The organism is Clostridium gasigenes, assembly GCF_017348895.1.
Lineage (GTDB): Bacteria > Bacillota > Clostridia > Clostridiales > Clostridiaceae > Clostridium > Clostridium gasigenes.
In genome coordinates, this window is the sequence record NZ_CP071376.1 from 1698275 (window position 1) to 1724062 (window position 25788).

Consider the following 25788-nt stretch of genomic DNA (forward strand, 5'->3'; position numbering starts at 1 on the left):
CCACAAGTAACATAGACTTTCTTTGAAGCCTTTGATATGGATGATTTTAAGAAAAATAATAGTACTTTAAATCGTATCATAACCAAGATAAATTATAAAATAAAGCAATAGATATTGTCCGTTTCACTACCAATATCTGAAAGGTGCCTGTCACCTTTCAAAAATTGGAAATGAATAAAATAATTACATTCATAGGTGTGTACCTTTATTGGTTGTTATAAAAATATTATTCTATAAACAATGTTATATATCAATTCATCGATATTAATAGGTCTGTTTTTTCAATTTATCTCATGAATTTTTTGACGCTGTCGACAATATTGAATACGATTAATAGTTTATGCATAAGCGCTCCTTACTTGTCTTCCTTAGAGAATAGGTGGGTAACCTTATTAATAGCAATCTTGCCAACACGCTTAATCATGGTGGGAGCCATTACGCCGATGATTGCCTTTTCAAATGGTACACCGTAAGTATCAGTTTTCTTTACCAGGCGGATGGCATCGAACTTGCACTTGGTGGTGCAGATGCCGCAGCCTACACACATATACTCGTCAACAATGGTAGTACCGCAGCCGAGACAGCGCTCAGTTTCCTTCTTGACTTGTTCTTCGGTAAAGGCTCCTCTGAGATCACGGAAGGTTTCCTTTTCTTTGGAATCGTCTATTTTTACAGCCTTCTGTCTTGATGTGTTGTCGTAGCTGTCAACAGGAATAATGACGTTCTTCTTATCAAGTTCATTATACTGTCTACGGTCACGGCCAATAACAAGGCTCTGTCCAGGGTGAACAAAACGGTGAATTGAAACAGCACCTTCCTTACCTGCTGCGATAGCATCAATGGCGAATTTAGGACCGGTGTAGACATCACCGCCGACAAAGATGTCAGGTTGTGCAGTTTGATATGTGAATGAATCAGCCTTGCAGGTCTGATTGAGGTTAAATTCAACATTGCTGCCCTCCAGTAGGTTACCCCATAGGATAGATTGACCAATAGACAAGAGCAGGTTTTCACATTCGATGGTCATAGTGTCGTATTCATCATACTGTGGATTGAAGCGATGGTCTGCGTCAAAGACTGCAGTACACTTTTTGAATACAATACCTTTGACCTTGTCGTCTTCTACAAGTATTTCTTTTGGACCCCATGAATTATTAATGACAATGTCTTCAGCCTCTGCCTCTTCGATTTCGGCATCAGCTGCAGGCATGATATCACGGGATTCAAGACAGAACATAGAAACATCTGATGAGCCTGCACGCACTGCTGTTCGTGCGACGTCTATGGCAACATTACCGCCACCAACAACTACAGTACGGCCAGAAAGATTTGTATCGCTATTCAAATTGATATTGCGAAGGAAGTTAACACCTGTGATAACACCTTTTGCATCTTCCCCAGGAATGCCGATCTTACGGCCACCTTGTGCACCGATGGCTACATATAATGCTTCATAGCCTTCTGATCTAAGCTGATCAAGTGTAACGTCCTTGCCAACTTCAATACCGGTCTTGAAGATAACTCCCATTTCCCTTAGAATATCGATTTCAGATTCAACAACGTCCTTTTCTAGACGGAATGATGGAATGCCGAGAGTCAACATACCGCCCAATTTATTTTCTTTTTCAAATACAGTAACAGGATATCCATTCTGTGCAAGGAAAAATGCACAGCTTAGGCCTGCAGGGCCAGCGCCGATGATAGCAATCTTATTGGTGAAAGGTTCGCCAATCGTGTTAAGCATAGCAGGAATATATCTAGTTTCTGCGTTCAGATCCTGCTGCGCGATAAATTTTTTGATTTCGTCGATTGCGATAGGTTCGTCTATATCACCACGTGTACATGCTGATTCGCAACGTCTGTTACAGATACGGCCACAGACTGCAGGGAATGGATTTTCTTTCTTGATGAGTTCGAGAGCTTCACGGTATTTGCCTTGTGAGGCCAACTTGATGTAACCCTGAATGGCAATATGTGCCGGGCAGTTGGTCTTACATGGTGCAGTACCTGTGTCAACAACATCTTTACGGGTGGTACGGTATTCTGGATTCCACTTGTCTGGGCCCCACTTGGTGTTCTGTGGATGGTCGTGTTTGAATTCGGTAACAATAGGAGTCTTTGAGCAGAGCTTCTGACCCAGCTTCAGAGCGTTTACCTGACAGTTTTCTACGCACTGGCCACAGGCAACGCACTTGGTAGGATCAACCTGAGCAACATAGTTAGAACGGACAAAGTCAAATGTGTTGTAATATTCGCCAACGCGAAGTGAGAAGCAGGAGCAGCCGCAACAGTTGCATATTGCAAGTCCCTTTCCAGGGCCATCAAGGTTAGGCATTTGATGGACAAGGCCATTTTCTTCTGCACGTTTCACAATCTCGTAAGCTTCTTCTTTGGTAATCTGACGAGCCTTGCCGGTACGAACAAAGTATTCTGCACCGTCATTTAGCTGGATACACATATCTTTTTCAAGATGGCCACAGCCTTCACCCATGAGCCGGCGAGAACGACGGCAGGAGCAGTCAGATACAGAAAGCATGTATGAGTTTTCGATGTATTCAGAAATTTCTTCAAAGCTGCGGGCAGTAGTTTCGCCTGAGATAGCTTTTTCAACAGGGATGACACGCATTAGACCGTTGCCGATAGGCATATTCGGAGCCAACATAGCAGTTCTTTTGAGGGTGTATTCCTCAAAGCATTCTGCAATGACAGGATACTTTTCAACATTCTCCTTGTTGGCAACCATCATTTCCATAATGCCTGGAACCCAGATAGGAAGGAACCAGGTATCAACACCGTCTTCACGCTTGGTAACCTTGCAGACGCCTGCGTCAGAAAGTTTCCACAGCTGTTCATAACAGTAGTCCTCAGGCTTGCCCACTTTCTTAGCAACTTCAGCAGTTGTAAGGAATTTACGGACTTTCAAACCGAGTCCGACTTCTGCCATTTCGTCAGTAACAACCGGGTCAAGAATTTTATATTCAGAGTCGGTTTCCTTAATGCCGGTATAGGTTTTGGATTCGATACTGACCTTATTTGCCAGTTTCATAATTAGAGGTCTTTTAGACATAATTGCACTCCTTATCCATATTATTTATGACCTTATTCATATCAATTGTATTCATTTTCAGATGTTCTGGTGTATAGATGTTTTATTTAATTGTATAATAATAATTTCATTTTTATGTCAACTTATCTACATTGTTTTAAACAATATGTAATAATTATCTAAATTTAAAAATATATTTTAAATATACAAATTATTTTGATTGTCGGTTTACTCCGGCGTGACATCTGATTTTTTCCGCTGTGATTGCGGAGTATAGCGCAGACTTGTAAACGATAACGGGTCTGGCGAAAGGGGAAAACATGAAAAAGGAGACAGAAGCCACTGTAAACAACGCCAAGATCATTGCTGTTGCAGGCAAAGGCGGCGTAGGTAAAACTTCGCTGGCGGCGGTCATTGTCAAATTGCTGGTGCAGGCCTATCCAGGCAAGAAGATTCTTGCCATCGATGCAGACCCTGCAGTGGGACTATCAACTGCGCTGGGCATCGAGGTCACTACTACCATTGATGACATCCGCAAGGCGGTTGTTTCTACCGTAGAGGACGGCAACACCAAAGCGGCAATTGAACTGCTGGGAGAAGCGAAGTACCGCATTTACGACGCTATAGTCGAGTCTGACGGTTTTGCGTTTATCGCTGTCGGCAGGCCGGAGGCTGAGGGTTGTTATTGCAAAATCAATTCCTATCTGAAAGATGTTATTCGTGTCCTTTCTAAGAACTTTGATTATGTGGTCATTGACGGAGAGGCCGGCATTGAGCAAATTAACCGCCGCGTGATGGAAAAGGTAAGCCACTTGCTGCTAGTAACTGATTCCAGCAAAAAGGGTATCCAGGTCATCCAGACAATACGCAAAGTGGCTGACGAACTTGTTATGTACGAAAAATTGGGTGCTGTGGCAAACCGACTGCCTGACTTCTCGGTTAAGGATTATATGGACACCGGTGACATTCCGGTGCTGGCTTATATACGTGACGACCGCAATCTCGCTACCTTTGATTTGACGGGCAAAAATGTTTTCTATCTGCCTGACAACGCAGAAATTGTGAAGGGCGCACGCGAGGCTCTGAAAAAAATGAAAATTCTAAAAGCATAAGGGGTGCAAAAAATGAAAGATTTAAAACACCTGTATTATTTTGAAAATCTATTACAAGAAGTCAATAACGATCTTGTTCGTGAGGCTACGGCTTACGGGCGCATTGCCGTTGGCAGCGTCTGCAGTATGATTCCTGAGGTTCTGCTCAATTTGCCAGGTTGCTTTTCGGTACGCTTGCGTGCACCGCGCACTGGATCCATTGAGATGGGCACCTACTATATGACCAGTCTGCTGTGTGAATGCTGCCGTGCGATACTAGAGCGTGCCATTGAAGGCGGTTATCAGTTCCTCGACTGTATCATTGCACCTGATGCCTGTGTTCAGATGAACCGCTGTGTCGAGAATATTGAGTTACTAAAAACCTGCGGTAAGGAAAAGTTCTTTGTTACTTATTCAGATGTGCCCATGAAATCGGACGAAACCGCGTTAAAGCATTATGTCAAGCAGATGCGTTTAAAGGCTTTGGAGCCTTTGCATGAAGTCTATGGCGTTGATATTTCTGAGGTCGCACTGCGCAAGGCAGTGGAGCTTCACAATGAGGTTGCTAGGCTTATTACTGATATTGGTGAATATCGCAAAGAAGAGAATCCTCGTATTACTGGCTACGAATTCAGTGTACTTACCACAGCTACATACTGTTGTCCTAAGGATCTCATGGTGGAAAAACTGCGCGAGACTCTTGAGCAAATCAAAACCCGAGAGCCGGAGAATAAAAAGAAGTATAGAGCACGTGTAGTCTTGGTGGGTTCTGAAATTGACGACCCAGATATAATAAAACTTATAGAAGATGCAGGCGCACTTGTGGTTGCCGACCGTTTCTGCTTTGGCTCTTTCCCGGGACGTCAGGAGATTATCTTGAATGATACCGAGGATGTGCTAACTCAGATATGTCGACAGTATCTCGTCTGGGGTCAGTGCCCTCGCTTTATGAATACTGACAAAATCAACGAACGCCACACCTATGTTGACGAACTTGCCAAGCATTTTCACGCCGACGGTATCATCTATGAGCAGATGAAGTTTTGCGATTACTGGGGTTATGAACGTTCGCTTGCCAGCCATGTTATGCGTGATGAATTCAACTATCCTGTTCTCTCCGTAGACCGTCCATATGTTGTGGGTGCTTCCGGCCAGCTGCGAACTCGCGTGCAGGCCTTCGTCGAGAGTATGGAAATTAAGAAAATTCAGGGGGCGAAAAAACAATGAGCAAAGAAATGGGAAGTGAAAAGCTTGGTGAATTTTATACCGGAGGGAAGATACGTAAGCGACGTGAATGGCGTGGATTAAAGGATACTTGCTACGATTATACACGCTGGCTATTTATATGGAAACAGCTGATTGGGTTTACGCTGAAGCCAATCAACATCAAGGGCAGTCTCCGCTACCGTTGGATGGTGAACTATCTTGCGGTACCTGATTTCTTGGACCGACATACGGAAGGCTTGCGTGGCCCGCAGCTACGCATCGCCCACACGGAGTTCGACCTCATTGTTGAGCACATGTGTGATACCCTTAGTACTACATTCAAGGCCGATGCTCGTCTTGGTGGTGACAAGGAGCTGAGCAAAAAGATAGTTGTGTTCGACGAAAATATGATGAGCCAAATCATGAATGGCTTTCCGAACCTGCATATGATTTGCATGCAGCTCGCACCAATCTACACCGGCTCTACTATGGCTCAGGACGGCGTTATCCATTATATAGACGTGGCACAGGAATACGGTATTCCGGGTGACGTCTGCCCGATGCCTGCGGCTGAACTGGGAGTTGCTATTGACGACGACTATCCTATCATTGGCAAATGTGCCGTTCAGTGTAACACCACCTGTGATGGTAGCTTGATGGGTAATGGCCTCGAGGCACGCCGGTTCAAGATTCCAACATTCCAGCTAGCAGCGCCGATCCGTCATACACAGGAAAGTGTTCAGGAGTACGCCGCGGAAGAAATCAAGAACGCGATTAGTTTCATTGAGGATCAGACCGGCGAAAAATTCGACTGGGACAACTTCTTCAAGTGCATGGATACCTTTAACAATGAAACAAAGCAGTTCTTAGAATGGCTTGAACTATCACGTTCTCCTTATCCTCAGGTTATAGGGAACAATGTGGCTCTTTACCGCTGTGCTGCCTACCAGGTAGCTGGTGGACGTGATGCCCGCTTCCTGGAAGCTGAAGAGAAAATTACCAAGTTGGCAATGGAAGGCTACGAGAAAAAGAGCCTCTGTGTGCCAGAGGTCCGCCACCGTGCAGTTTTGTGGGGCGTACAGGCGCAGTATTACACTGCTTTCCCGCTTTGGTTGCAGAACTGCTGGGGTGTACTGTCTCTGATTGATATGCTAAGTCTTACATCTACCCGTATCTTTGATATTGGGGATAAGGATCAGGATCAGGCTTTATTGGATTTGGCACATCTCTACATGAACATGACGATGCGTAACCGTTCCAACGGTGGATATGAAGTCGGATTAAATGATTTGTGGCGCTTCTGTGATTATTTCAATGCTGATATGGTCATTATGTATGAACATATTGGCTGCAAAGCCATGGGTGGTTATCATGGTCTCTTCGAGGAACAGGCGCGTGAACGTGGAATCCATTTGGTTTGGGTTACCCATGGACTTATGGATCCACGTAATGCCTCTCGTAGGGATATGAGAACAGAGGTTAATCGCTATATGCGTTCTGTTTTACGCGCAGAGCCTCTGGATCCGAGTCTGGAAGATTTTGACGACAAATACGCTTTCTAATGTTTCACATTACTGATTAATATAAATATAAGGAGAGAATTACTATGAAATATTTCTGTGGATGTGACGTAGGTTCAACTTACGCAAAATGTGTTATTCTCAATGAAGAGGGAAAAATTTTTGCAGACGCAACAATAAAAAGCAAGATGAACCCTGTAAAGAGTTCAGAGATTGTTATCTATGAAGCAATTTCAAAAGTTGACGGTATTAAGAGTATAGAGGATATTAGTTATCTTATCGGTACAGGTTACGGACGTAACAAGGTGACCTTTGCAGATGAGAACATTTCTGAAATCAGCTGTCATGCAATGGGTGTTCATGTAACTAACCCTGATGTAAAGGCTATTATTGACATTGGTGGTCAAGATGTTAAGGGTATCGCTATCGATAAAGACGGAACAGTAAAGAACTTTGCTATGAATGATAAGTGTTCAGCAGGTACAGGACGTTTCTATGAGGCTATGGCAAATGCATTTGAAATAAGCCTTCCTGATTTTTGCAAACTTTCACTTACTGCAAAGAATACAATTCCTATTACTGCTCAGTGTACAGTATTTGCTGAGAGTGAAGTTATTTCACTTATTGGTGAAGGAAAGCCTATGGATGAAATTGCAGCTGGTATTCAGCTTGCAGTTGCTAAGAGATGTTTTGTTATGGCGAAGAAAGCCGGAGCAACTGACAGTATTACTCTTACTGGTGGTTGTGCAAAGAATCAGGGCCTTAGGAAGGCTATCGAGCGTGTACTTAAAATGAAGGTTGTTGATCTTAAGACAGACCCACAGCTTATGGGCGCACTTGGTGCTGCGGAATTTGCTCGCCAGAAGGGCCTTGCATCCGCAGACGTATAAGGAAGGAGAAATTTTAATATGTTAAAAGTTTTGCTCATCATTGCCTGCGTGCTGGTTGCACTGTTTCCAATTAGCCTCGTAATCTATTTCTTCAATCTTGATATGAAGCTGATGGCCAAGATTGGACCAATCTTAAATAAGCACTATGACAAAATCAAGCGTGATAGACGTTTGTAATAACATTTTATATAAAATATATATTAGGAGACACATATTATGAAACCTTATGATGAATTTATTGAAAGCAGTCTTGCACTCCTTGAGGGACAACCAGGACATCGTTTGACGGTACCCGGAGATGATGAGACCTGGCCGGATGCAGGGGAATATAACCTTATCCTGCGGAGCGAGATGGCTTATGAACTAGGCGGTGGCAATCTTCCGGCGGTCAGTGGACTTGGATTTACTTCCTCAGATCGCTTGGTTGGTGGTGACGAGCTGTGGTTATATGGCCCGGATTTGCCCGACCTGCAGAAAGATGCACCTTACGCGCGACTTACATTACTGAGGGTTGCTAAAGACAGCTTAGGCGAAGATGATGCGGCCTATGCAGCCATCCGTAAAATTGAACACACGCGCTACCACATTATTCCTAAAGGTTATATGACGAGGATTTCTGCCGCCAGTGAGCGTGAGCCTGTGCGTGTCAGCCGCAAGGCTCTACAAGAAGGTCTTGATTTCGCAAAGGTAGGAGGTCTATTCCTTAGGGGTTATCATCAGCACTCTAAGGTACTTGCCGCAAAGCTGATCTTTATCACACTTCCAGATTTTCCGTACGATGAGCTGGAAAAGAAAGCCCACAAGGCAGAAAAAATTACCATGACTCTCGACCATATATTCAAGAATCTGAAGATGGATTGCTCAACATGCAACTTGAAACAGGTGTGCGACGAGGTGGAGGAAATGAGAGAACTACACTTTACGCAGGATAAAAAGAAGCAAACATAAACTTCCAGTTTATATCATGACCTCTCTAGTATAAGTTTAAAAATCTTTGATTTGCTCAGGGGACGTTACTTTATAAGTATTTATGATTGGGTTCAATGAGTTTAATAGCTTATTGAACCTTTAATTCTATTAGATTAAATAAGGTGAAATAAAGGAATAGATTATTATTAGTTAAAGGCGAGGATTCATTAAATTTCCTTAAATGAGGTAAAATGGATGTAAATAGAAAACTATTTGAAGTTTATTCAAGTTGATATTTTCAATTTAGGGAATAATAATGATTAAGTAATTATATATTTACATATGAAGGTAGAATATATTGGGTAAGCAAATAGGGTGTTAAGTTACCCGAAATTATAGAAATAAAAGTAGATCAATATTTATATTTAATGAGATTTGAAGCAGAAGATAAAATAAGTAAATTTAAAAAAGAAAGGGTACCTTATATATAGACTTTTTTAGCGTCAATATTATATAGGGTACCTTTAATAATATGTTGGATTTTTTGTACTACTTTTTATAATTAGCAAGTATTAAGTTTAAGTCGGAAAGTATATCAGTTTTTAGGTCGTAATTTCCTTGATGGAGACACCAATCAAAAATAAACCCTCTTGATATTCTTAAAATAGTTTCAGTTAAAGTATTAGAAGAGATACTAGATTGTAGCTCATCATTTTCTATAGCTAATTCTATGGCAGATTTAATTTCAAGTGTAACAAAACGATCTGATTTAAAAGTGTACTTTCCATCTGTAGAAAGAAGGTTTTTATAAACGTCACCTACAAATATCCATCCTAGGTCTTGTAATAAAACACTACCTTCACTTACCAAATATATAATTTTATCTATATTTGAATTAAAGGTTTTTGATTCAAATCGTTCTCTTAATAATAAATCTATTTGCTCATAACCTGTATTAATTATTTCATTTTTAGATTTAAAATGATGGTAGAAAGCACCTGTTGAAATTTTGGCTGCATCACAAATTTCTTGAATTTTTACATTTTCAAAACCTTTTCTTTTAAAAAGGTCCGTTGATATCTGTGTAATTCTAAGTTTTGTGGCAATAGCCTGCTTTTGTCTTTCAGTTAAATTTTTCATATTATAAATCCTCTTATATTCATTTTACTATGTCTTAATTTAAAAACATAGTGATTCTCTATTTTGTTCAAGTATATCATAAAAAAAATATCAGGACAATTTATGAAGATGTTTACAAAGGTGAGAAAAATATGTTATATTATTAACATAATCAAATTCGGTGAAATTAACTCAGTGAAATTAGATTGTGTAAAAGGACTCATTCATATTATGAGATTTATTATGTGATTTTCCTGTAGGGAATGTTTTTTATTATTTATAATTCAGAAAAAAAGTTAAGTTAAAATGGAGGGAAAGAGGATATGGAAAAGTATAAGATTCTTGAAATTAAGAAAAGTGTTTTCGAAGACAATGATAGACAAGCAGATTTGCTTAGGGAAGAATTAAAAAAAGACAACACCTTTTTATTAAATTTAATGTCATCACCAGGTTCGGGTAAAACAACAACTGTTTTAAGAACAATTAATGCGTTGAAAGATGAAATGAGCATTGGAGTTTTAGAAGCTGATATTGACTCAGATGTGGATGCTAATACTGTTGCGAAGACTGGTACAAAAGTAATCCAATTACATACTGGTGGGATGTGTCATCTAGATGCTGGTATGACCAAACAAGGGTTATCGGGACTAGGAACAGAAGAAATTGATTTTGTAATCTTAGAAAATGTAGGGAATTTGGTATGTCCAGCAGAATTTGATACTGGTGCATCAAAAAATGCCATGATTTTAAGTGTACCTGAGGGAGATGACAAACCTCTAAAATATCCTTTAATGTTTTCTATTGTTGACGTTTTATTAATTAATAAAATAGATGCAATGGATTATTTTGATTTTGATTTAGATGCAGTTAAAGAGCGTGTAAAAAAATTAAACCCAAATATCAAGGTTATCCCAATCTCTGCTAAAACAGGTGAAGGAATTGATGAGTGGGCTGACTGGATACGTACTGAAGTGAAAAAATGGAGCCAAAAATAGGAAATGTGGGATTTTTAAATAGGGAATATTAGATTTGAAAATAGGGGGAATATATAATGGTAAAGGAAAAAGTATTAGATCTAGCAAATAAGATTAGTAGGACAAAACGTGGTGCAAAAAATGAAATCAAACCAGAACATCCGGAATATAAAATGCTGGAACCTGTTGTTACAGACGAAATGGCAGAGGTAGGACTTTTCCTTGAGTTCCGTGAACCAAAGAGCGGAGAAGAAGTTGCTGCTTTATGTGGTAAATCTGTAGAGGAAACAAAAAAACTTCTATGGGAATTAGCTGTTGCCGGAGGTTGCTTCGTTGGTGAAAAAGATGGTGTTGATAAATATTGGTTTGAGATTTGGGTTCCAGGGCATATGGAACTAATAGTTAACCACCCACATAGGGAAGAGGTTGAAAATTTTGTGCAAATTGGAGAGGCTTTTGAGGGATATGGAAGAAAGAAAGCTCATATAACAGCAGGTGTTTTCCCTGTAGGAACAGGCGCTATGCGTGTTATACCTATAGAAACAGCTATTGAAGGGGAAACAAAAAGAGTATCATATGAGGAAGTTTCTAAATATCTAAATGAAAATACAATTTTTTCAGTTTCGAATTGTTCTTGCCGTACATCAAGAGAAGCTATGGGCGAAGGCTGTGGTCACTTGAAGGAAGATATGTGTATCCAACTAGGGCATGCTGCTGAATATTATATACGTACAGGTAGAGGAAGAAAAATTACTAGGGAAGAAGCTTTTGAAATTATTAAAAGAGCCGAAGAGAATGGGCTTATGCATCAAATGCCTAATACAGATGGACCAGGGAAGACACATGCCATTTGTAATTGTTGTGGTTGTTCATGTTACGCTACTAGAATTGCGGGAATGTTCAATAACAATGATATGATACGTTCAAATTATGTTTCAAGAGTTGATAAAGATAAATGTGTTGCTTGTGGAGAATGTGTAAGTGTTTGTCCGGTTAATGCATTAAAATTAGGACAAAAAGTATGTACAAAAACACCAATAGTTGAGAAGAAGAGAGTGGACTTTGCTCATAATTCAGAGTGGGGCGAAGACAAGTGGAATGTTGATCATCGTATAAATAGAGAAAATGTTGTTAAAACCGGTACAAGTCCTTGTAAAACAGCGTGTCCAGCGCATGTATCTGTTCAGGGTTATATTAAGATGGCTTCTCAAGGTAGATATAAAGAAGCACTTGAACTTATCAAACACGAAAATCCTTTCCCAGCAATATGTGGACGCGTTTGCCCAAGAAAATGTGAAGATGCTTGTACAAGAGGTAATGTTGATGAGGCAGTTGCGGTAGATGAAATCAAAAAATTCATTGCGGAACAAGATTTAAATATCGAAAACCGTTATGTGCCAAAATTAAGACATGAATATGGAAATAAAATTGCAGTTGTAGGCGCAGGCCCTTCAGGTTTATCTTGTGCTTTCTATTTAGCTATTGATGGTTATAAGGTAACTGTATTTGAAAAACAAAAAGTACTTGGTGGTATGTTAACACTTGGAATCCCATCATATAGATTGGAAAAAGACGTTATAAACGCAGAAATAGATATTTTAAAAGAATTAGGTGTTGAGTTTAAAACAGGTGTTGAAGTTGGGAACCATGTAAGCCTTAAAGAATTAAGAACTCAAGGATATGAAGCTTTCTATGTTGCAATCGGTGCTCAATCAGGTAGAAAACTTGGGATAGAAGGTGAAGATTCAGAAGGTGTTATTACAGGAGTTGATTTCTTAAGAGAAGTAAACTTAGGTAATGAGATGAAACTTGAAGGAAACGTAGTTGTAATAGGTGGTGGTAATGTTGCTATTGACGTTGCAAGAACAGCTACAAGAGTTGGAAATTCAAAGGTTGATATGTTCTGTCTTGAAAGTAGAGCTGAAATGCCAGCACTTGATGACGAAGTTGAAGAAGCATTATCAGAAGATATTGTAATTAATAATTCTTGGGGGCCAAAAAGAATTCTTCAAGAAAACGGACAACTTGTAGGTATAGAATTCAAAAAATGTCTATCAGTTTTCGATAAGGATGGAAAATTCAGTCCTGTATTTGATGAGAATGAAATAAAGATTGTTAAGACAAAACATGTTTTAATTTCAGTAGGTCAAGGAATGGATTGGGGAAATCTTTTAGAAAATAGCAAAGTAGAATTAAATCCAAATAAGACAATTAAAGCAGATTCATTTACGTTGCAAACAGCAGAACCAGATATATTTGCAGGTGGAGATGCTCTTACAGGTCCAAGATTTGCTATAGATGCTATTGCATTAGGTAAAGAAGCTTCAATTTCAATTCATCGTTATGTTCATAAAGGTCAAAGTTTAGTTTTTGGTCGTGATAGAAGATTGTATCATGAATTTGATAAAGAAAACTTAACTTTAGACGGGTATGATCATATTAAGAGAGAGAAAATAGCTCATGTAGAAGGATGTAAATCAAAAGAAACATTTAGAGATTTACGTGCTACATTTACAGAAGAGCAAGTGAAGAAGGAAGCGGAACGTTGCCTTGGATGTGGAGCTACAACTGTAGACGAATATCAATGTATAGGCTGTGGAGCATGTACAACTAGATGTAAGTTTGATGCAATTACACTTCACAGAAAATATGATGCTCAAAGCGTACCGATTGAAAAACTTAAACCGATAATTGTTAGAGCTACACTTAAACGTAAAGGTGTAATAGCAGCTAGAAAGGTTAAAAAGTTCTTCATAAAAAATTAGTTGAAAGAAAAAGATAAGATACAGTAATTAATATTATTATATGAAAAAAAACATGTGGGAACCTGAAATTCCCACATGTTTTTAAACTAGGGAAGTAGAGGTGAGTTTAGTTGCATGAATTAGGCGTGGTGTTTGAAGTTGTTAAGACTGTTGAAAATTTCGTAGAAAAAAATGGATTAACAAAAGTAGATACAATAGTTCTTCAAATTGGTGAGTTATCATCAATGATTCCCAAATATATTGAAGAGTGTTATCCAGCAGCTGTGGATGGTACATTCTTACAAGATACAAAATTAGAAATTGAGATATTACCAGGAAACGTTATGTGCAACAAGTGTAATGAAATTTTTAATCTTATTGAAAACAAGGATGGATGTCCAAAATGTGGAGAAAATTCTTGGAAATTATTATGCGGAAAAGAGTTTATGATTAAGCAAATAATAGCTTGTTGAATGAGCCGTAGAAGTTTTATATTCTCTTAAAAACTTAATTTTTTCTGAAATAAATTAAGAGATACATTATGATATACAACTAAAAAAGGGGTAAGGCATAGTGAAAGGAACTATTCACATTGCATTACCCTTTTAACATTTATAAGATTATCCATAAAATAAATAACATAAATATAGAGGAGAAAAATACATGATGAATAATAAGTTAAGAAAATTTATAATCACATTAACTATAACGGGATTAGCTGTATCAGCAGTAGGGTGCTCTAATAATGCAAAAGATAAGGTGGAAAAACCAAATACTGAAGCTTTATCAAGTAATTTTGAAACTGTAAAATTTGTATATTCAGAAGCTGCTAAAGATTATGATGTAACAGTGGAATCCCCAAGACAAAAGGCAGTTACGTTATCTCAATTTATGACAGAAATGTTACTGGCATTAAAATTAGAGGATAGAATGATAGGAACAGCTCTTTTAGATAATCCTATATTACCTGAATTTGAAGAGGCGTACAATAAAATACCTGTGCTTAAAATTGGAGAAGGACATTCTGTATCTAAAGAAGGCTTTATGGCTACAGGTGCAGATTTTGTAAGTGGATGGGATTCATCTATAAGTGAACAAACTACAGGATCACCTAGTGAACTTATATCAAAAGATATAACTCCATTTATGGCTAAGTCTTACAGATCAGATTCTACAGTAGAAACTGTTTATGAAGATTTTGAATTACTTGGAAAAATATTTGGAGTTCAAGATAAAGCTCAAGAAGTAATAGATAAAATGAAAAAGGATATAAAAGTTGTAACTGATAAAGTAGGAGACATAAAAGAAGAAGATAGAGTGAAAATGATGGTATATGATTCTGGTGAAAATGATGCAATGGTAGTTGGAGCAGGTCTTGCGAATAATTTAATAGATCTTGCAGGTGGAAATAATATATTTGCTAAAGATGCAACTAAGCCTTATATAAATGTTAGCTTTGAAAGCATAGTAGCAGAGAATCCAGAAGTTATATTAGTAACCGATTTTATGGCAGGCAGCCCAGTACAAGAGAAAATAGGTTTCTTAAAAGCTCATCCTGCTCTTAAAGATGTACCTGCTATAAAAAATAATAAAATATATGTTGTAGGATTAGCTGACCTTTCTCCAGGTGTTAGAAATCCTAAGTTTATCAAGGAAGTACATGGATATTTATTTGGAGAAAGTAATTAATGCAAGGAACTTTAAAAGATAGAAGAAGCCTTTCTAAAAAGAAAGGTTTTTTATTTTGGGTTATAGCTTTAACTATAATATTAGCAGGTACAATAGTTGCAGCAATAGCTATAGGTAGCACATATATTGAACCTGGAGAAGTATATAAAGTATTACTTAGTAAATTAACAAATGGAGCAGTGTATAGTGATGTAGGAAGCGTAATGACACAAAATATAATATGGGAAATAAGATTTCCAAGAGTATTACTTGGAGCTATATGTGGAGCAGGACTTGCTCTTTGTGGAGTGCTTATGCAATGTGTAACTAAAAATCCAATAGCTGAACCGTACATATTAGGTATATCATCAGGAGCATCTTGTGGTGCTGTTGCAGTTATAGTTTTAGGGGGCATGTCATCACTTGGGATAAATAGTGTTGGAGCAGGAGCTTTTGGAGGTTCTCTTATATCAGGAATATTAGTTTTTGCTATAGGTACTCAAATGGGAAGAACAACATCTACAACAAGACTTGTATTATCAGGTATGGCAATATCAACAATATTCTCGGCGCTAACTAACTTACTTATATATTCAGCAGATAATTCAAATCAAGCAAAGACTGCTCTGTTTTGGACTGTTGGTAGTTTAGGGGGCGCAAAGTGGGATGTTTTATTATTCCCGTTTATTATGTTAGTTGTAGTTATGATAGTATCATTAATAATGTCTAAATCACTAGATATATTACTTCTTGGTGATGATAGTGCAATAATACTTGGAATAAATATAAAACTTATAAAATCTATAATTTTAATATTAGCTACATTACTTACAGCATCATTAGTTGCTATAACTGGGGCTATAGGATTTATAGGACTTGTAGTGCCACATATAAGTAGAACAATAGTTGGAAGTGATCATAAAAAACTTATAGCCCTTTCATCATTAATAGGAGCTATATTCTTAATAGGATGCGATATTATAGCTAGAGGGCTTTTCCCACCAATAGAAATACCAATAGGAATAATAACCGCATTAGTTGGAGGACCATTTTTCTTATACTTAATTTCTAAGAAAAACTATTCATTTGGAGGAAAAGAGTAATGTTTAAAGTTCAAGTTAAAAATTTAAGGTTTAGCATAGATAAAAAAGAAATATTAAAAGATATATCTTTTGAGATTCCAAAAGGTTCATTCGTAGGGGTTATAGGCCCTAATGGTTGTGGAAAATCTACATTACTTAAAAACATATACAGGCTTTATAAACCATCAAGTGGAAGTATATTATTAGATAATAAAGAATTAGCTAAAATGAAAGATAAAGATTGTGCAAAAGAGATTGCGGTTTTAGCTCAAGAAAGTAATACTCACTTTGATTTTACTGTAGAGCAAATAGTAAAGATGGGAAGGTATCCATATAAATCAGTTTTTGAAGATTACTCTAAAGCTGATTTGAAAATGGTTAAGGAAATGCTCCAAAAAGTAGGTTTAGAAAGTTTCGGGGAGAGGAGTTTTTCAGAACTATCAGGGGGAGAAAAACAAAGAACATTAATTGCAAGGGCTTTAGTTCAAAATACTGAATTTTTAATATTAGATGAACCAACAAATCATTTAGATATAGGCTACCAAATACAACTTATGGATTTAGTTAAAGGTCTTAACATAACTACTTTATCAGCTATACATGATATGAATTTAGCAGCTATGTATTGTGATTATTTAATTGTAATGAAAGATGGGAAGATAATAAAATTTGGAACAGTAGAAGAAGTAATAAATTCTGAAATGTTAAAAGATATATTTGGTGTAAATGCACATGTGGGAGTTAACCCTATAAATAAAAAATTACAAGTATCATTTATGCACACACATGAACATATTAAGGGTCTAGGAACTGAGCATATACATGAAGATGGATTTACTGGAGTGCATACTCATTAAAAAGTTACTACGTATATTTGCTAAATTTTTATAATATTTTTTAGTAGAATATAGTATAAAAATAAAAGGTTTCGAGAATATGGCGGAGTTCTTATGTTATAATATGCAAGTAAGGAGATGTATATTATGGAAATATTAGTATTAGGAGGAACGAGATTTTTTGGAAAAGTATTAGTAAATAACCTTATAGATATGGGGCATAATGTAACTATAGCAACAAGAGGATTGACTAAGGATAACTATGAAGACAAGGTTAATAGGATAATTTTAGATAGAGAAAACAAAGAGAGCATAGAACAAGCGTTAAATGACAAAAAGTTTGACGTTATATATGATAACTTATGCTATTCACCAAATTCAGCAAAAATACTATGTGATATTATTAAAGATAAAACTAAAAAATATATAGTAGTATCAAGTTCAGCGGTATATGATTTTAAAAGATATATAAAAGAAGAAGATTTTAATCCAGATAGTTATAAGATAAAATATGGTGAAAGACAAGATTTTTCTTATGCTGAGGGTAAAAGATTATCAGAGGCAGTAATATTTCAGAAGTATAGCATACCTACAATAGCAGTAAGATTTCCAGTCGTTTTGGCAGAGGATGATCACACAAAAAGATTGTATTCATATGTAGAAAGTATAACAAAAAAAGAAAGTCTTAATATTGATAATATGAAATGTAATTTAAGCTTTATTAGTGCAAATGAAGCAGGTGAATTTTTAGCTTTTTTAAGTGCTACAGAATATCAAGGACAAATAAATGCTGCAAGTGAAGGAAGTATTATAATTAACGAAATTATATCATATATTGAACAAGCTACAAATAAAAAGGCTGTTATAAAAGAAAGTGGCAAAAATGGGGCTTATAATGGAATGTTAGACTGTACGTTAGACACATCTAACGCAAATAATATAGGCTTTAAATTTAAAGAAGTTAGAGATTATATATTTAACTTAATCGATACGTATAAGCAATCAATAAAAATATAATAGGAATCAAAGATATATTAGAGGGATTTATTATAAAGTATATATAAACATAGATATTTACAAAAAGATATAAGCATTTGAACTATGGGTACAAAGAGTGAGGAAGAAAAAATAAACTTATTAGAAAATAAAGAGGGGAATTATGGAATATAATAAAGACGTATTTTACCATGATATAATTGAAAGCATGGTTACCGCATTAGAAGCAAGAGATACTTATACGGCAGGTCATTCGTTAAGAGTTAGTGATATGACAAATAAGTTGTGTGAGTTATTAAATTTAGATAATGAGAATAAACAAATTATACATATAGCCTCTCATTTGCATGATATCGGAAAAATAGGAGTAAAGGACTCAGTTTTGAATAAGGAGGGGCCATTAAATGACATAGAATGGGAACTATTAAAAAAGCATAGTGAGATAGGATATAATATATTAATAAAGTCAGAGTTTTTAAAAGATATAGCTAATATTGTTCTTTGCCATCATGAGAGATGGGATGGCAATGGGTACCCTAATAAATTAAAAAATGAGGAGATTCCTTATGGTGCAAGGATTATAGCGCTCTGCGATTCTATAGATGCAATGAAGTCTAATAGACCTTATAGAAAGGGTTTAAGTGATGGTATATGTAAAGAAGAAATAAGGAAAAACATTAGGGTAATGTATGACCCTAAAATAGCTAAGTGTGTTTTAAATAATTGGGATGATATTATTATAGGGTATAATGGGTATGAAGAACTAGTGATTGCCACTAGTAAATAAATAGATATAGGAGGATATTAATATGTCAGTAAAAATGCTACATACATGTATAAGAGTAAAAAACTTAGAAGCATCGTTAAAATTCTATAAGGAAGCTCTAGGATTAGTAGAGACTAGAAGAAAAGAATTTCCGGAATTTAAATTTGATCTTGTTTATCTATCAAATGAAATAGGTGGATATGAAATAGAGCTTACACATAATTATGATGTAGAAAAGTCTTATGAATTAGGAAATGGATTTAGTCACACAGCCATAGGTGTAGAAAATTTAGAAAAAATGAGAGAAAATCATATTGAATTAGGATATGAAGTTACAGAATTAAAAGGTCTACCAGGAAATAAACCAAATTACTATTTTGTAACTGATCCAGATGGGTACAAAGTAGAAATTATAAGAATATAGTTTATTTATGGAAATTTGGTGTATTATTACATAAATAAAATAGTTAAATATGAATAAAACTCATAAATTAATAATTGATAACAATACCACTACTTGATAAAGGTTATCAAGTAGTGGTATTATTAATTAAAGAATATAGTGCCGTGGACATGAGATATTTAAAGGAGTGATAATAGTGAACACAAATAGATTATTAAAAGAGAAAAAACGAGAATCACAATTTAAAGGAAAAGAGTTTCTAAAGTATATTGGACCAGGAATTTTAGTTACTGTAGGGTTTATAGATCCAGGTAATTGGGCATCAAACATCGCAGCTGGTTCTACATTTGGGTATAAATTACTTTGGATTGTTACATTATCAACAATAATGCTTATAATATTACAGCATAATGCAGCACATTTAGGAATAGCTACAGGGCTATGTATTTCAGAAGCTATAAGTAAACATATAAAACCTACACTTGGAAAAATAATAACATCTACAGCAATATTAGCATCTATAAGTACTGCGATGGCAGAAATTCTAGGTGCAGCTATAGCACTGCAAATGTTATTTCATATTCCTTTGAAAATTGGAGCATTAATTTCAGCCGCAGTTATAGTAGTTATGTTATTTTCAAATTCCTATAAAAAGATAGAAAAGGTAATTATAGGACTTGTATCTATAGTAGGGATAGCGTTTATATTTGAGGTGGCACTGGTAAATATTGATTGGGGTCAGGCGGCAAGAGGGTTTGTAATGCCATCTATTCCTCAAGGTTCATTAGTTATAATAATGAGTGTTTTAGGAGCGGTGGTTATGCCACATAATCTATTTTTACATTCAGAAGTAATTCAAAGCAGAGAGTGGAATTTAGAAGATAAATCTATAATAAAAAAACAGTTAAAATATGAATATTTAGATACAATATTCTCTATGGTAATAGGGTTTGTTATAAATAGTGCAATGGTTTTAGTTGCAATAGCTTTCTATGAAAACAATATTGTAGTAACAGAGCTTCAGCAAGCACAAGAAATGTTAAGACCTCTACTAGGAAATGGAGCAGCAGTGGTATTTGGAATAGCGTTACTATTTGCAGGTATTGCATCAAGTATTACAGCAGGTATGGCAGGTGGGTCAATTTTCGCCGGAGCATTTGGAGAATCATATAATATAAAAAATAAAAATACAAAAAGAGGAGTTATAATTACTATAGTAAGTGCATTAGTTATAATATTTTTTATTACTGATCCCTTTAAAGGGCTAATCTATTCCCAGATGTTACTTAGTATACAATTGCCTATAACTATATTTACTCAAATTTATTTGACATCATCTGATAAAGTTATGGGAGAATATAAAAATACAAAAGTAGAAAAAGTTATGCTGTGGGTAATTGCAACAATAGTGACTGCTTTAAATATTATGTTATTTATAAGCGTATTATAATTAGTATTTTTAATATAATAATACAAAAAGCCATGAGTCTATTTTATAGATTTATGGCTTTTTTTTGAAAAATAATAATGTTGACAATAGGTAAATATTGACTTAATATATTAGTAGTACTAAATGTACTACTAATATGAATTTAAATAAAGTAACTATATATTAAGTACAAATTATTTAAAAACATATTTAGAGAATTGATTTGAAATGAGAGGTGTGGTATGAACAAACAATATTCTAATGAAAAATCTTATTACAAGACTATGTTAGCAATAGCAATACCAGTTTCTGTTCAAAGTTTATTTCAAGCTTCTTTAAGTGTTATTGATCAATTTATGGTAGGTCAATTGGGGCAAGAAGCAATTGCAACGGTTGGGCTTGGATCGAGATTTTCATTTATATTTCTAGTAACTTTATCAGCTGTGGGTACTACAACATCTATTATGGTATCTCAATATTGGGGTAAAAAAGATACTAAAAATATAGTAAACGTATTTGGCGGAAATTTAATATTTGGAATAATTATAACTATAATATTTTCTTTGATTTCGCTAATGTTTTCGAAACAAGTATTAGGTATCTATACAAATGATATAAGAATAGTTGAACTAGGAAGTAAGTATCTTGTAATTAATGCTATTGGATATATACCAATGCTTTTAATTACAATTTATGCATCAGTTCTAAGAAGTACGGAACATGTTAAATCTCCAATGTATGCAGGAGCATTTGCAGTAGTCTTAAATACATTATTAAATTATATGTTTATATTCGGTAATTTTGGATTTCCTAAAATGGGTGTTTTAGGAGCAGCGTATGCTACAACTATTACTAGATTTTTAGAAGCTGGATTACTTATAGCATTTACCTATGCTAATAAGTATCCTGGTGCATATAAAATAAAGGAAATTTGTGATATTTCATCTGTATTTATAAAAAAGATTCTTATAATATCTACTCCTTTGTTAATAAATGAATTTATGTGGGCGTTAGGGGAGACTATGTATTCAATTGTATATGGAAGAATGGGGACCTCAGAAGTTGCCTCAATGACATTAACTTATCCTATTCAAAGCTTAAGTATAGGTTTATTTGCAGGGGTGAGCAGTGCAGCAGGAATTATGATAGGAAATAAATTAGGACTAGGAGAAAATGAGCTTGCTTTTAAATATTCAAAGAAATTCATCAAAATGGGAATTATAGGTTCAGCTGTTTTTGGAATTTTATTAGTAGCTTGTTCAAATTTATATATTTCAATATTTAATATATCTAGTGATTTAAAGGACTGTACATTTAAGTTATTAGTTATGTTTAGTATAGTTTTATGGATTAAAGTATCAAATATGATTATAGGAGGTGGAATATTAAGAAGTGGAGGTAAAACTAAATATACGCTTTATTTAGATATTATTGGAACATGGGGAATTGGGGTTCCACTGGGATTTGTTTCTGCCTTTGTTTTAAAACTACCAATTCATTGGGTTTATTTAATAATTTCAGGAGAAGAATTTGTAAGATTTATTATTGGTCTTAAAATCATGCATTCAAGAAAATGGATGGATAATTTAACAGAAGTTAAACCAGTATTAGTTATAGAAAAAGTACTTTGAAAAATTATAGACTACATTGTTTATAGGTAGTCTATGTTTAAAATAAGTAAAATAAATCAGTGTACAAGTATTTACACTAGATATTATTAGGAGTGATTGTTTATGAGTATTAATGCAAAAGTAATAGAAATGGTTAATGATTTTTCAAAATTAGAAGAAGTGGAGGGCATCTTATTAGCTGGATCACACGCAACAAAAACTAATGATAAAAATTCAGATTATGATATATACATTTATACAGCTAAGGAAATACCAGTAGAAAATAGAAAAATAATTACGGATAAATATTGTAGCTACATGGAACTAAATAATACCTTTTGGGAGACTGAAGATGATGGGTTTTTAAAAGAAGATAATATTCCAGTGGAAATTATATATAGAGAATTAGCTTGGATTGATGGTTTATTAAATAGAACCTTAGTAAAATGTGAAGCTGATGCAGGATATACCACTTGCTTTTGGGCTAACTTCGTAAATTCAATTATACTTTATGATAAAAATGGTGAGCTAAATAAATTACAAGATAAGTATAAGATTAGATATCCTCATGAATTAAAGAAAAATATAGTGAAAAAGAATTATCCTTTACTAAAGCTTCAAATGCCTTCATACTATTATCAAATAGAGAAAGCTTTAAAAAGAGATGATTTTATAAGTGTAAATCATAGAATAGCAGCCCTTTTTGCAAGTTATTTTGATATTATATTTGCTATAAATGAAGTGGCACATCCTGGTGAGAAAAAAAATATTAAAATTATAAAAGATAATAATTTTAAAGCACCTACAGATATGGAGATAAACGTTAATAACATTTTAAAGTATTCAGCATCAAATGATGTAGCCATATTATTAGAAATAGATTCATTAATTGGGAACTTAGATATACTACTAAAAAATGAAGAGTTATATCTATTTAATAATGCTAAGACTTTACCTATGTTAGATTAATACTAAATATAGAGGAGATAAAAAATATGGATGAAATAGTAAGTTTACTAGAAAAGCTAAATTTCTCAAAAACAGAGGCAGCAGTTTATATTAATTTATTGAAAAATTCAAGTTCAAATGGATATCAAATTGCTAAAAATCTAAATATGTCTCGTTCTTCAGTTTATTCAGCTTTAGATAATTTATATAAAAAAGGAATTGTGTTTTCACTACCAGGAAATTCTCAAATATATAAGGCTGAAGACCCTTCCACACTAACAAATAAAATGAAAAATGAATTTGTTGAAACCGCAGATTTATTGGAAATAAAGCTAAAAGAATTAAAAAATTCTGATTCAGAGGAAAGGTATTTAAATATAGCAGGGTATGATAATGTTATTTCAAAAGCAAAGGAATTGTTATTAACAGCGGAAAAAGAAGTTTATATAAATACTGATTTTGATTTGCAAATATTTTCAAGAGAATTTAATGAACTTAAAAAAAGAGAAGTTAGAATAATTATATTTTCATTTTCAAAAGTTAATAGTGAAAACCTACCAGTAGAAATATATACCCATGGTGATGCAAGTTGTTTCGGAAAACAAACAAGAATAATGTTAGTTGTAGATTGTAAAAAAACATTAGTTGCAGATAAAGGACAGCATAGAGAAGAGTTTTTAGGAGCTTTTACAGATAATATCCTTTTAGCTTCAGTTGTTTCTGAACATATTCATAATGATATATATCTTTTAAAATTACGAAACAAATACGAAGAAAATTTAATTAATGATGATATTAAGTTAAATACTATGTTGGAAAATAGGTAGAAAGGGATGGGGATATTTTTTGAAAACCTTGGTGAAGAGATTTAGGATTATGTGGGGTGAACCGTACCATAAGTAAATGAGGTTTTTAGCCTTAGGCATTGATATAACTTGACTAAGGTTACTTTTTCAGCTTAAAATACCGTATCATAAGTAAAATTATATTTACAAAATATGTTATAATAAATTTTAAGTGAACGATAAATAGAAATTTATGGAGGTATTAAGTATGTGCGAAATGGTATCCAATTAATAGAATTAAATAATTGGAGGTAAAATTATGAATTACAATATTAGAAAAATTAAAGATGACGAATATGCTCTTTTGAATGATTTCCTTTATGAAGCAATCTTTATTATTGAAGGAGTGCAAGCACCACCCAAATCAGTAATTAATCTACCAGAACTTCAAGTATATGTTTTAGATTTCGGAAAAAAAGAAGACGATATTTGTTTTGTGGCAGAAGATGATGAAAAAGTAATTGGAGCTGTATGGGTACGAGTAATGAATGATTATGGACATATAGAAGATGGAATTCCATCTTTTGCGATTTCTTTGTATAAGGAATATAGAGGATATGGAATAGGTACAGCTTTGATGAAAAAGATGCTTTATGAACTTCAGCAAAGAGGTTATGAAAAAACTTCATTAGCAGTACAAAAAGCAAATTATGCAGTTAAAATGTATAAGAATGTGGGCTTTGAAATTGTGGATGAAAATGAAGAAGAGTATATTATGGTTTGTCATTTAAAAAACTAAATTAGAATTTGTAAGAGAGGAAAATTAAAATATGTGTACTGATTTTGTTAACTTAACAACAGAAAATCTTGCTAATGAACATTTATGCTGTATTATACGCAGTAAAAAACCCCATCAAGGTATTGACGAAAAACGACAATGGCTTTCTGATAGACTAAATGAAGGTCATGTTTTTAGAAAGTTAAATGAAAAGGCAACAGTTTTTATTGAATATGCTCCTCTTGAAACAGCTTGGGTTCCTATAACTGGTGATAACTATTACTATATATATTGCTTATGGGTTTCCGGTAGTTATAAAGGAAAAGGGTATGGAAAATCACTAATGGAGTATTGTTTGGCAGATGCAAGAGAAAAGGGTAAATCAGGAATTTGCATGCTCGGAGCAAAGAAACAAAAACATTGGCTTTCTGATCAATCATTTGTGAAGAAGTTTGGTTTTGAGGTTGTTGATACTACCGATAATGGATATGAACTGCTTGCACTTTCTTTTGATGGAACAACACCAAAGTTCACACAAAATGCTAAAAAACAAGAAATTGAATGTAAAGATTTAATAATTTATTATGATATGCAATGCCCTTATATCTATCAAAAGATTGAGAAGATAAAACAGTATTGTGAAATGAATGATGTTCCTGTATCTTTAATTCAAGTGGATATACTACAAAAAGCAAAGGAATTGCCTTGTGTTTTTAATAACTATGGTGTGTTTTATAAAGGAAAATTTGAGACTGTGAATTTATTAGATATGGGAAGTTTAGAGAGAATACTCAAGAAATGAGAATGCAATTTTGGGTTTTACTAAATTTTGATAAGGTATGGCAGTAAGGTAATCCACGTTTCCAATATTAAATCCATATTAATTTTATGGTAATATGGTAAAATTACTCTATAAGCTGGTGAAATTCAGATTATTATTTATTGATTAAAAGTATACGAGGGAGGATCATATATGAGAGAGGTATCA

At 34.7% G+C, this 25788-nt stretch carries 22 protein-coding genes; 20 read left to right on the plus strand and 2 right to left on the minus strand.

The window, feature by feature from the left end; genetic code table 11:
* Nucleotides 1-355 precede the first annotated feature (355 nt).
* On the minus strand, nt 356-3046 hold the full coding sequence (locus tag J1C67_RS08130) for an FAD-dependent oxidoreductase (RefSeq protein ID WP_425321714.1): 2691 nt from the start codon (nt 3044-3046) through the stop codon (nt 356-358).
* 320 nt (nt 3047-3366) lie between these two features.
* Here J1C67_RS08130 and J1C67_RS08135 point away from each other — a divergent pair, with 320 nt between their 5' ends.
* The 5 genes from J1C67_RS08135 to J1C67_RS08155 all read left to right on the plus strand — a co-directional run bounded on the left by J1C67_RS08135 (nt 3367) and on the right by J1C67_RS08155 (nt 8701).
* Nucleotides 3367-4158 carry an ATP-binding protein gene (locus J1C67_RS08135; RefSeq protein WP_167865933.1) on the plus strand — a complete coding sequence of 264 codons (792 nt, stop codon included), beginning with the start codon at nt 3367-3369 and terminating at the stop codon, nt 4156-4158.
* Between the two features lie 12 nt (nt 4159-4170).
* A complete protein-coding gene (locus J1C67_RS08140) occupies nt 4171-5364 on the plus strand; it encodes a 2-hydroxyacyl-CoA dehydratase family protein (protein ID WP_167865932.1) in 1194 nt (397 codons plus the stop codon).
* Nucleotides 5361-6905, plus strand: coding sequence for a 2-hydroxyacyl-CoA dehydratase family protein (locus J1C67_RS08145; protein ID WP_167865931.1), 1545 nt, complete (start codon nt 5361-5363; stop codon nt 6903-6905). Before J1C67_RS08140 ends, J1C67_RS08145 begins: the two co-directional genes overlap by 4 nt.
* Nucleotides 6906-6949: 44 nt before the next feature.
* A complete protein-coding gene (locus J1C67_RS08150; RefSeq protein WP_167865930.1) occupies nt 6950-7753 on the plus strand; it encodes an acyl-CoA dehydratase activase in 804 nt (267 codons plus the stop codon).
* Between the two features lie 216 nt (nt 7754-7969).
* Nucleotides 7970-8701, plus strand: a complete 732-nt coding sequence (locus J1C67_RS08155) for a carbon monoxide dehydrogenase (RefSeq protein WP_167865929.1) — start codon at nt 7970-7972, stop codon at nt 8699-8701.
* A 510-nt stretch (nt 8702-9211) separates the two neighbouring features.
* On the opposite strand, the gene J1C67_RS08160 is transcribed toward J1C67_RS08155, so the two are convergent.
* Entirely contained in the window at nt 9212-9802 is a 591-nt protein-coding gene (locus J1C67_RS08160) for a TetR/AcrR family transcriptional regulator (RefSeq protein WP_089967035.1), read from the minus strand.
* Nucleotides 9803-10104: 302 nt separating this feature from the next.
* Here J1C67_RS08160 and hypB point away from each other — a divergent pair, with 302 nt between their 5' ends.
* The 15 genes from hypB to J1C67_RS08235 all read left to right on the plus strand — a co-directional run bounded on the left by hypB (nt 10105) and on the right by J1C67_RS08235 (nt 25602).
* Nucleotides 10105-10776, plus strand: a complete 672-nt coding sequence (gene hypB, locus J1C67_RS08165) for a hydrogenase nickel incorporation protein HypB (protein ID WP_167865928.1) — start codon at nt 10105-10107, stop codon at nt 10774-10776.
* Nucleotides 10777-10832: 56 nt separating this feature from the next.
* On the plus strand, nt 10833-13520 hold the full coding sequence (locus J1C67_RS08170; protein WP_167865927.1) for an FAD-dependent oxidoreductase: 2688 nt from the start codon (nt 10833-10835) through the stop codon (nt 13518-13520).
* A gap of 110 nt (nt 13521-13630) precedes the next feature.
* Nucleotides 13631-13972: a hydrogenase maturation nickel metallochaperone HypA/HybF gene (locus tag J1C67_RS08175; protein ID WP_167865926.1), complete on the plus strand. Its 342-nt coding sequence runs from the start codon at nt 13631-13633 to the stop codon at nt 13970-13972.
* 190 nt (nt 13973-14162) lie between these two features.
* The gene (locus J1C67_RS08180; protein WP_243176696.1) at nt 14163-15188 is read left to right on the plus strand and encodes an ABC transporter substrate-binding protein; all 1026 of its coding nucleotides are present in this window, start codon (nt 14163-14165) and stop codon (nt 15186-15188) included.
* Entirely contained in the window at nt 15188-16270 is a 1083-nt protein-coding gene (locus tag J1C67_RS08185) for a FecCD family ABC transporter permease (RefSeq protein ID WP_167865925.1), read from the plus strand. Before J1C67_RS08180 ends, J1C67_RS08185 begins: the two co-directional genes overlap by 1 nt.
* Nucleotides 16270-17106: an ABC transporter ATP-binding protein gene (locus J1C67_RS08190; protein WP_167865924.1), complete on the plus strand. Its 837-nt coding sequence runs from the start codon at nt 16270-16272 to the stop codon at nt 17104-17106. The genes J1C67_RS08185 and J1C67_RS08190 overlap by 1 nt, the downstream gene beginning before the upstream one ends.
* Before the next feature lie 126 nt (nt 17107-17232).
* The gene (locus J1C67_RS08195; RefSeq protein ID WP_207253577.1) at nt 17233-18102 is read left to right on the plus strand and encodes an NAD-dependent epimerase/dehydratase family protein; all 870 of its coding nucleotides are present in this window, start codon (nt 17233-17235) and stop codon (nt 18100-18102) included.
* A 142-nt stretch (nt 18103-18244) separates the two neighbouring features.
* Nucleotides 18245-18868 carry an HD-GYP domain-containing protein gene (locus J1C67_RS08200; protein WP_167865922.1) on the plus strand — a complete coding sequence of 208 codons (624 nt, stop codon included), beginning with the start codon at nt 18245-18247 and terminating at the stop codon, nt 18866-18868.
* A 22-nt stretch (nt 18869-18890) separates the two neighbouring features.
* A complete protein-coding gene (gloA, locus tag J1C67_RS08205; RefSeq protein WP_089967022.1) occupies nt 18891-19271 on the plus strand; it encodes a lactoylglutathione lyase in 381 nt (126 codons plus the stop codon).
* Between the two features lie 175 nt (nt 19272-19446).
* Nucleotides 19447-20700 (plus strand): Nramp family divalent metal transporter, encoded by a 1254-nt coding sequence (locus J1C67_RS08210; protein ID WP_207253578.1) that lies wholly within the window; start codon nt 19447-19449, stop codon nt 20698-20700.
* A 221-nt stretch (nt 20701-20921) separates the two neighbouring features.
* Complete coding sequence (locus J1C67_RS08215; RefSeq protein ID WP_167865921.1) at nt 20922-22310, plus strand: MATE family efflux transporter; 1389 nt, start codon at nt 20922-20924, stop codon at nt 22308-22310.
* Between the two features lie 102 nt (nt 22311-22412).
* Nucleotides 22413-23258 carry a DUF4037 domain-containing protein gene (locus J1C67_RS08220; protein WP_167865920.1) on the plus strand — a complete coding sequence of 282 codons (846 nt, stop codon included), beginning with the start codon at nt 22413-22415 and terminating at the stop codon, nt 23256-23258.
* A 26-nt stretch (nt 23259-23284) separates the two neighbouring features.
* Nucleotides 23285-24064 (plus strand): TrmB family transcriptional regulator, encoded by a 780-nt coding sequence (locus tag J1C67_RS08225; protein ID WP_167865919.1) that lies wholly within the window; start codon nt 23285-23287, stop codon nt 24062-24064.
* 277 nt (nt 24065-24341) lie between these two features.
* A complete protein-coding gene (locus J1C67_RS08230) occupies nt 24342-24821 on the plus strand; it encodes a GNAT family N-acetyltransferase (RefSeq protein WP_167865918.1) in 480 nt (159 codons plus the stop codon).
* Between the two features lie 31 nt (nt 24822-24852).
* The gene (locus tag J1C67_RS08235; protein ID WP_167865917.1) at nt 24853-25602 is read left to right on the plus strand and encodes a GNAT family N-acetyltransferase; all 750 of its coding nucleotides are present in this window, start codon (nt 24853-24855) and stop codon (nt 25600-25602) included.
* The last annotated feature ends 186 nt before the right edge of the window (nt 25603-25788 follow it).

Excerpts from the sequence above, each read along its gene's own strand:
- J1C67_RS08130 (WP_425321714.1), bottom strand. The coding sequence starts at position 3,046 with ATGAAACTGGCAAATAAGGTCAGTATCGAATCCAAAACCTATACCGGC.
- J1C67_RS08135 (WP_167865933.1), top strand. The coding sequence starts at position 3,367 with ATGAAAAAGGAGACAGAAGCCACTGTAAACAACGCCAAGATCATTGCT.
- J1C67_RS08140 (WP_167865932.1), top strand. The coding sequence starts at position 4,171 with ATGAAAGATTTAAAACACCTGTATTATTTTGAAAATCTATTACAAGAA.
- J1C67_RS08145 (WP_167865931.1), top strand. The coding sequence starts at position 5,361 with ATGAGCAAAGAAATGGGAAGTGAAAAGCTTGGTGAATTTTATACCGGA.
- J1C67_RS08150 (WP_167865930.1), top strand. The coding sequence starts at position 6,950 with ATGAAATATTTCTGTGGATGTGACGTAGGTTCAACTTACGCAAAATGT.
- J1C67_RS08155 (WP_167865929.1), top strand. The coding sequence starts at position 7,970 with ATGAAACCTTATGATGAATTTATTGAAAGCAGTCTTGCACTCCTTGAG.
- J1C67_RS08160 (WP_089967035.1), bottom strand. The coding sequence starts at position 9,802 with ATGAAAAATTTAACTGAAAGACAAAAGCAGGCTATTGCCACAAAACTT.
- hypB (WP_167865928.1), top strand. The coding sequence starts at position 10,105 with ATGGAAAAGTATAAGATTCTTGAAATTAAGAAAAGTGTTTTCGAAGAC.
- J1C67_RS08170 (WP_167865927.1), top strand. The coding sequence starts at position 10,833 with ATGGTAAAGGAAAAAGTATTAGATCTAGCAAATAAGATTAGTAGGACA.
- J1C67_RS08180 (WP_243176696.1), top strand. The coding sequence starts at position 14,163 with ATGATGAATAATAAGTTAAGAAAATTTATAATCACATTAACTATAACG.
- J1C67_RS08185 (WP_167865925.1), top strand. The coding sequence starts at position 15,188 with ATGCAAGGAACTTTAAAAGATAGAAGAAGCCTTTCTAAAAAGAAAGGT.
- J1C67_RS08190 (WP_167865924.1), top strand. The coding sequence starts at position 16,270 with ATGTTTAAAGTTCAAGTTAAAAATTTAAGGTTTAGCATAGATAAAAAA.
- J1C67_RS08195 (WP_207253577.1), top strand. The coding sequence starts at position 17,233 with ATGGAAATATTAGTATTAGGAGGAACGAGATTTTTTGGAAAAGTATTA.
- J1C67_RS08200 (WP_167865922.1), top strand. The coding sequence starts at position 18,245 with ATGGAATATAATAAAGACGTATTTTACCATGATATAATTGAAAGCATG.
- gloA (WP_089967022.1), top strand. The coding sequence starts at position 18,891 with ATGTCAGTAAAAATGCTACATACATGTATAAGAGTAAAAAACTTAGAA.
- J1C67_RS08215 (WP_167865921.1), top strand. The coding sequence starts at position 20,922 with ATGAACAAACAATATTCTAATGAAAAATCTTATTACAAGACTATGTTA.
- J1C67_RS08220 (WP_167865920.1), top strand. The coding sequence starts at position 22,413 with ATGAGTATTAATGCAAAAGTAATAGAAATGGTTAATGATTTTTCAAAA.
- J1C67_RS08225 (WP_167865919.1), top strand. The coding sequence starts at position 23,285 with ATGGATGAAATAGTAAGTTTACTAGAAAAGCTAAATTTCTCAAAAACA.
- J1C67_RS08230 (WP_167865918.1), top strand. The coding sequence starts at position 24,342 with ATGAATTACAATATTAGAAAAATTAAAGATGACGAATATGCTCTTTTG.
- J1C67_RS08235 (WP_167865917.1), top strand. The coding sequence starts at position 24,853 with ATGTGTACTGATTTTGTTAACTTAACAACAGAAAATCTTGCTAATGAA.